The organism is Deltaproteobacteria bacterium (assembly GCA_021159305.1).
Classification (GTDB): domain Bacteria; phylum Campylobacterota_A; class Desulfurellia; order JAGGSF01; family JAGGSF01; genus JAGGSF01.
Genome location: JAGGSB010000021.1, coordinates 1 through 6,152, shown reverse-complemented (window position 1 = coordinate 6,152; position 6,152 = coordinate 1). Strand labels below are relative to the sequence as shown.

The window sequence follows — 6,152 nt, the reverse complement described above, 5'->3', positions numbered from 1 at the left end:
TATTATACATTAAATTGTGGGTTGGGAAGTGTCTCACTTATATTGGCACAGAGGGATGAGAATACAACAACCATCAACTATCAACCATATTCATCTGTGGCTAATATTTTTTTAGATTCCGCATCAAGTGCGGAATGACAGGGGAAAGAATGTCATTCCCGCCTGTCTGCGTGCGGTCACGCACAGGCAGGCGCACGTGGGAATCCAGATTCCGCTCTTCTTGTCATTCCCGCGCACGTGGGAATCCAGAGTCCAGATTCCGCATCAAGTGCGGAATGACAGGAGGGTGCGGAATGACAGGAGGGTGCGGAATGACAGGGGAAAGGGAAATGACAGAGGGAAAGAATGTCACCCCGCACACCGATGCGGGGGCGGAATAACATCTGGTGATACCCTGCTCTATGCGGCGGGGTTATTTAATTTTAAGAGTTTTTCTATTTCGTCTAAGCCTATCGTTGCTCCGCTGGTCTCAAAAATTGTAAATCTTTAATGTCCCCGAATAAATTTCAGAGTTCAAAACATCGACAATATTACCCGAAACCGTTTTGACATTATTTTTGTTCATTTATCAAACAACTCATCGCTTTTACCGCTACCTGAATGGCATTCATCTCGCCTGATTTTAAATCTTCGGTTTCGATGTATTCATCTTCAGTGCGATTTACGATAACACCGGTTACACATCCTCCCCTTAAACCCATGCAGCTGCATAGTGTAAGAACGGTTGAGCATTCCATCTCATAATTTAAGACCTGCAATTTTCTCAACTCTTTCGTCATTCCCTGAAACCTTTTCAATACATACTTTGAATAAGAATTGTATCTTTCCTGTCCGGGATAAAATGTATCAGAAGATGCGGTAATCCCTACATGATAATGGATATTTAGATTCTGAGCAGCTTTAATTAATGCAAAGAGCACCTCATGATGAGAAACTGCAGGATATTCTATAGGAGCATAATGAGTGGAAGCTCCATCCAATCTCACCGCACCGGAGGTTATTATCACATCCCCAATATCTACCTTCGGCTGAATAGTCCCTGTGGTTCCTACCCTAATAAATGTATGTATACCAATTTGAGCCAGCTCATCTATGGCAATAGATGTTGAAGGACCACCGATGCCAGTAGATACAACTAAAACAGGATAGGTATTCATCTGACCTAAAAATGTTCGATATTCACGCCTATATGCAATCTCTATTGCCTGAGGATCAAAAGCTGAAACAATGTCTGATACCCGTTCAGGGTCTCCTGTAAGCAAAGCATAATGTGCCCTTTTGATTTTTGCCTCATTTAAATTCAGATGATAAACGATTTTCTCCTCATTCATCTCATTAACCTTAAACCTACAACTATCATTATAAAACAATTGTTCAAACTATCAACAATTTGTAAAAAATTGTAAACTTGCAAAGACTGATGAATTGTTGTAATAGTGAATCTGAAATGGAAAAAACATTAAATAACAAAAAGATAGCCTTTCAATTTATCATTCTTTTAGGCATCGTCAGTTTATTTGGAGACATAACCTACGAAGGGGCAAGAAGTGTTACCGGCCCTTATCTGGCTACCTTAGGTGCGAGCGCTGCTATTGTAGGTTTGGTGGCAGGTCTGGGTGAATTTATTGGATATGCACTGCGTCTTGTTTCTGGTTTCGTTGCAGACAAAACCAGAGCCTATTGGCCTTTGACCTTTATTGGTTATGGATTGATTTTTGCCGTTCCTCTGCTGGCATTTGCAGGTCTGTGGCAGGTTGCGGCTCTCCTTATTATCCTTGAGCGAATGGGCAAGGCAATCAGAACTCCTGCCCGAGATGCAATACTCTCTCACGCTACAAAGCAAGTGGGAAGAGGTCTGGGTTTTGGTATTCATGAAGCATTGGATCAAGTAGGCGCCATTATCGGTCCCCTGGTTTTCTCTTTGGTATTTCTTCTAAAAGGTGGATACAAAGAGGGATTTACCATTTTATGGATACCTGCTGTGCTGGTATTACTGACCCTTGTCATAGCAAGGATTAAAGTTCCTGTTCCCGAGAAATTAGAAACTTCTAAAGAAAAACCTATGGAAGGCAAACTTTCCAGAGTTTTTTGGGTTTATACTTTATTTACTTTTTTAAGTGTAGCAGGATTTGCCAATTTCCAACTAATATCCTATCATCTCAAGGTTCAATCCATTATTTCGGATGTTCAAATTCCTATTTTTTATGCCATTGCAATGGGCACTGATGCAGTGGTGGCTTTGATTATTGGCAGAGCCTATGATAGAGTGGGATTAAAAACACTCTTGACAATCCCATTGTTGACCTTTTTCATTCCCTTTTTCGCATTTTCCCATAGTTACAATCTTATTGTAATAAGTGTTATACTTTGGGGTGCGGTGATGGGCGTTCATGAAACTGTAATGCGTGCTGCAATTGCCGATTTAACACCTATTGAAAAGAGAGGTTCTGCATACGGTATATTCAATACGGCTTATGGATTATCCTGGCTTTTTGGAGGGGTGATTATGGGCTCTCTGTATGATATTTCTGTCATCTATCTAATATTGTTCGTAGTTTTAATGGAAATGATTTCTGTACCGGTATTTTTTATGATCAAAAGGTAGTTTGCCATTTTTTTCCTTTTGTGTTAAAGAAACTGTAGTATGATAAAAACCTTTGATTTTTACCGTAAAAAACGGAGTTTTTTATGATAAAAAAAGAATTCATCCTCTTTTTTCTTCTTATTGCCTGTTTTTACCTTTTACGCTCAGGTTATATGTATCTTCAACACGAAGAACCCAGGCGGGCGATTGTAGCCCTGGAGATGAATCAATCCAAAAACTATCTTCAACCTACAGTGTTGGGAAAAGCATATTTTAAAAAACCACCATTACACAATATAGCCATTGCCCTTTCTTATAAGATATTTGGGAAAAATGCGTTTGCAGTGCGTTTTCCTTCTATTTTATGTGCTTTATTGATTGCCTTTTTTGTATTTTTGTTTACGAAAAATATACTGTATGAAAAGTCCTATATTGCCTGTTTGAGTTTCCTCACCTGTTTTGAGGTTTTTTTCCTTTATGGTATATGGGGAGAAACAGATCTGTTCTTTTCTCTATTTGCATTTTTGTCCATGATTTCCCTGTTTTCCTTTAAAAAGAAGGGTATTTTGTTAGGACTGATTTTTTGCAGCTTAGCCTTCTTGAGTAAGGGTTTTGCCGCTTTAATCTTTTTTTATCTTACCTTTATTGCTTATTCTTTGTATAAAAAGAGGCTTATAAGTCATTTCTTCAGTATTCATCATCTGTTGGGAATCCTTGTTTTTTTAGGCTTAACAGGTTTCTGGCTGCTTCACACTTCCAATGCACATGCCTCTATATATGCCTTATGGGGAGAAGTATTTTCTCGTTCTCCTCTTCAATTCTCAATATTAAAATTTTTAAAACACATCTTCTTATTTCCATTTAAATGTTTTATTCAAACCCTGCCCTGGAGTATCTTTCTTTTGTTTTTATTTAACAAAAAGGTGCGCACCAGGATAAAAGAAATTAGTGGCAGACAAAAAGAGCTACTTATATTTTGTTTAATTGTATTGGGTGTCAATTTTATTCCCTATGAAATCTCACCCGAAGGAAGAATAAGGTATCTCATCCCTTTATTACCATTTTTGTCCATCTTTATAGCGCCTATTGTAAGTGACTTAAACGAAAAGGAATTTAAATACGCAAACTACATGTGGGTAATAGTATGCATCCTGGTCATTGCCGCTTTTTTCTCGGATATATTTATGTTAAAAAATTTAACAGACGGAATTTTACTCCTTGTTTTATCTATAGCTGTATTTTCTATTCCTAAACGTACACTGTTTCCATCCATTCTTTGCGCAATGCTTATTTTAAAAGTAATCCATTCTTACTGTTATGTTCCTTTTGTCCGTGCTCATTATCCCAACTATAAAGAAATGGGAGAGGCCATTGCTCGGAACATAAAAAATTATGATAAACACAAAAAGATAGAGAGCAACGATAGATTTTTAAAACTTATGTTTTATATAGAAAAGGATTTGCCAAAAATGATAACTCCACTTAGCTGCAAAAATTCTCTGATTATAACCCGAGATGTAAAAGCTGCGAAAAAGGGGAATATTGTCTATTCCCTATCCACACCGCATGGAATATACTATATCTCTTCCTTTAAATAAGCCTTTGTATATATCTTTCCCTGCTCTACGCCTGGTTGATTGAAGGGATTTATATTCAAAAATTTTGCAGCTATGGGCACAGAAAGCATGAAAAACATCAAAATTCTTCCTATTTCATAAGGAGAAAACCTATCCAGTATTATCTCCATTGTGGATACACCATTTTCTGTCAGTGCTCTTCTGGTGGACCTTCTCTCTATATCCATTAAGTGGCTCAAGGTTTTCCCGGAAAGCAAAGAAAATGGTTCGAAATTCCATGTCTTTGGAAGATTTATATCCTCAACCTGTTTTACATCTAAAAACACAATTACTTTGTCTTTTGGTCCGTCCTGATAAAGCTGGAGTTGAGAATGCTGGTCTGTAACACCCAATGTCGTGATGGGTGTTTGTCCATAACCATTTTTCCCCAGGCTTTCTGCCCACAGTTGTCTGAACCAATCGGAAACACAAACCAGATTATCTTTATAAACAAAACAAACCAGTATGTTCTTATTATTTTTATACAGCATGTACATAGCGCAGGCAAACGCTTTTGAAAGATTTAAATCTTGTATCGCTTTTTTCGCTCCATTTATGATCTCCATTATATCTATGCCGCAGGCTTTCGCCGCTAAAAGACCTACCGATGTAAAACAGGAAAATCTGCCTCCCACATCATCGGGAATATAAAAACAATCTATTCCTAGATCTTCTTTTATTTTCCATAGTGCACCAGTTTTAGAAGATGTGGAAAAAGCAACTTGCTTACCTATCTTTTCTCCCAATTTCTCGTAGATTAACATAAGCAGAGATAATGTTTCTGCAGTATTTCCAGACTTGCTCACTATGTGAAAGAATGTCTTGTCTAAATCAAGAGAAAAGACTTTTTTTATACGAGCAGGGTCTATATTGTCTAAACAGATAAAATTTATCCGATTCTTCCCGCATGTTTCCGCAAATACCCTTGCTCCCAAAGCTGAACCGCCAATCCCTATCTGAACAAAGTTCTCATATTTTCCTTCAATTTCTTCTTTTACAAATAAATCTATGTCTTCAAACAGTTTTTCATTGTAGATGGTGTTTACAAACGGATAATCTGTTTGTGCTTCTGTTTTTTTTATTAGACTTTGCCATTCTTCTTTTTCTTTATCTGTAAAAAGTCCCTCAAAATCTATTTCCATAATTACCTCTAATCAAACAGTTTTGGAGATTTAAATATTTTTATCAAACGACCTGGCATTTTCTGTTCCTCCAAACAATAGAAATTGCATATAATAATATCTATACTGCAATTTGTATAAGATTATATTACAGATTTCAGAAAAGATAAAGAAGACAAATTGCCTCACCAAAAATCTATAAAGAGGTATTAGAAGGTAAAAAAATATTTTGCTTTGGTCAGAAACAATAGCGGTTTCTGTTAATCCTGCTGACCTTCTCGAATAATGTATGCTGTAGGGTTGCCCCCATTTGTCGACTTTATAAATTCCCACCTCCGTGTCATTCCGCCCCCGCATCGGTGTGCGGGGTGACATTACTTCCTCCTGTCATTCCGCTTTTCCCTGTCATTCCGCACCCTCCTGTCATTCCGCACCCTCCTGTCATTCCGTGCTTGACACGGAATCTGGAGTCTGGATTCCCGCATTCGCGGGAATGACAAGAAGAGCGGAATCTGGATTCCCACGTGCGCCTGCCTGTGCGTGACCGCACGCAGACAGGCGGGAATGACATTCTTTCCCCTGTCATTCCGCACTTGATGCGGAATCTAAAAAAATATTAGCCACAGATAAACATGGGGGGGAAGTTGATAGTTGATGGTTGATAGAAAAGCCATAAACTAATTATTCTGAGGGAAAAAGAGTTTTAGCATCAGGACATAACAAAAAAAGAGTCAGACCCTAACTGATTAACTTATCCTTACTTTTTGAAAAGACCAAAAAGTAACAAAAAGTCTTCTCGCCAATGAAAATTTATTAAAAATGCTTATATTA

4 protein-coding genes are annotated in these 6,152 nt (G+C 37.8%); 2 read left to right on the top strand and 2 right to left on the bottom strand.

The features are described 5' to 3' along the window. Nucleotides 1-551: 551 nt before the first annotated feature. On the bottom strand, nucleotides 552-1,331 hold the full coding sequence (udp, locus tag J7J10_01615) for a uridine phosphorylase (protein MCD6129638.1): 780 nt from the start codon (nucleotides 1,329-1,331) through the stop codon (nucleotides 552-554). A gap of 116 nt (nucleotides 1,332-1,447) precedes the next feature. Between udp and J7J10_01610 the strand changes: the two genes are divergently transcribed. Together J7J10_01610 and J7J10_01605 are read left to right on the top strand one after the other, a co-directional pair. Then, on the top strand, nucleotides 1,448-2,605 hold the full coding sequence (locus tag J7J10_01610; GenBank protein MCD6129637.1) for an MFS transporter: 1,158 nt from the start codon (nucleotides 1,448-1,450) through the stop codon (nucleotides 2,603-2,605). An 83-nt stretch (nucleotides 2,606-2,688) separates the two neighbouring features. Continuing rightward, a complete protein-coding gene (locus tag J7J10_01605; protein MCD6129636.1) occupies nucleotides 2,689-4,182 on the top strand; it encodes a glycosyltransferase family 39 protein in 1,494 nt (497 codons plus the stop codon). Here the strand turns inward: J7J10_01605 and J7J10_01600 are convergent. Next, nucleotides 4,161-5,342 carry a glucose-6-phosphate isomerase gene (locus tag J7J10_01600; protein MCD6129635.1) on the bottom strand — a complete coding sequence of 394 codons (1,182 nt, stop codon included), beginning with the start codon at nucleotides 5,340-5,342 and terminating at the stop codon, nucleotides 4,161-4,163. The genes J7J10_01605 and J7J10_01600 overlap by 22 nt on opposite strands. Between the last annotated feature and the right edge of the window lie 810 nt (nucleotides 5,343-6,152).